The sequence below is a fragment of the Inquilinus sp. genome (genome assembly GCF_057815775.1).
The window spans coordinates 1-1,532 of record NZ_JBYRFX010001146.1 but is presented as its reverse complement, the minus strand read 5'-3'; the positions used below and the strand labels follow the sequence as shown (position 1 = coordinate 1,532).

The following is a 1,532-nucleotide window of genomic DNA, read 5'->3' as shown; positions in this document are numbered from 1 at the left end:
GGTCGCCCTGGGCATGGCTGAAATCGGTGATCCGGTCGGCATTGGCGCCGGTCGCGGTGTTGCTCGCCGCGGAGAAGACGAAGTGGTCGGCTCCGCCGAGCCCCGTCAACACGTCCTTGCCGCCAAAGCCGTTCAGCACATTGGCCACCGCGCTGCCGGTGATGGTGTCGGCACCCTGGCTGCCATTGACGTTCTCGATGCTGATATAGGTGTCGCCCTGGGCGTCGCCGCCGGTGCCGACCTGGGTGTTCAGATTGACGGTCACGCCGATCGTGCTGGTGGTGTAGCTGGCGGTGTCGATGCCGGCGCCGCCGTCGAGCGTGTCGGCCCCGGCCAGCCCGACGAGCACGTCGTTGCCACCGAAGCCGTGCAGCACGTTGTCCAGGATGTTGCCTGCCAGCGAGTCCGAGGCCTGGGAACCGTCCACATTCTCGATGCCGGCATAGGTGTCGCCCTGCGCGTCACCTCCGCTGCCGATCTGGCTGTTCAGGCTGACGACCACCGCGGTGGCGCTGTTGGAATAGCTGACCGTGTCGATGCCGGCGCCGCCGTCGAGATGGTCGGCCCCGGCGCCGCCGCGGAGCACGTCGTTGCCGCCGCTGCCCGACAGGGTGTTGGCGCCGGCATCGCCTTCGAGCGTGTCGTTGCCCTGGCTGCCCGACAGGTTCTCGATCCCGACCAGGACATCGCCTTCGGCTTCGCCGCCATGGCCTGTGCCGGTGGCGAGGCTGACCGTGACGCCGACGCTGCTGTTGAAGTAGCTGACCAGGTCGACCCCGTCGCCGCCGTCCAGATGGTCCGCCCCGGTCCCGCCGCGAAGGATGTCATTGCCGGCATCGCCATTGAGATGGTCGTCCCCTGCGCCGCCGCTCAGGGAATCATCTCCGGCACCGCCGGAAAAAACATTGGCGCCGCCCGACTCCGTCGTAGATGCCGTCATCGTGTCGTTGAAGTCGGTTCCCACCAGGTTTTCGATCAGGGTCAGTTGGTCTCCTTGGGCAGCACCGCCGAACAGATTGAACGCCAGATCGATTGTCACGAATGTCGCGCTGCCGGCGTAGCTGACGGTATCGATGCCATCGCCGCCAGCCAGGAAATCGTTTCCGTCCCCACCGATAAGAATATCGTGTCCATCACCGCCCTCCAGGACGTCGTCGCCGGCGCCTCCAGACAGCGTGTCATTACCACCTTGGCCGACGAGGTGGTCGTCGGCATCCGTGCCGTTGATGACATTGTTGCCATCGTCTCCAATGATCAGAGTCATGGTCTGCCTCGGGATTGTTCAAGAGGAAACGTTGATGCCAAGTCCGATGGACCAGGTGAGCCATCGCGGATGCTGGCGTCCGCGCGGGTCCTGCCATGGTGGTGCTGACGTCAGAGCAGGAAGTCGGCCGCCACCAGGGCGACATGCCCGGTCAGGACGATGTTGAAGTCGGAATTGCCGTCGCCGTTGATGTCGCCGCCGATGACGGTGTCGGTACCGGAGAAGGCGAAGTGCACTTCACCGGCATGGTGGGTGAACGCCCCGCTGC

General features: G+C 65.3%; 1 protein-coding gene. It reads right to left on the bottom strand.

Translation table 11 applies throughout. From position 1 onward, the window contains the following. On the bottom strand, positions 1–1,264 hold a 1,264-nt coding region (locus AC3XYG_RS40590; protein ID WP_489145600.1), incomplete at its 3' end, for a calcium-binding protein. Between the last annotated feature and the right edge of the window lie 268 nt (positions 1,265–1,532).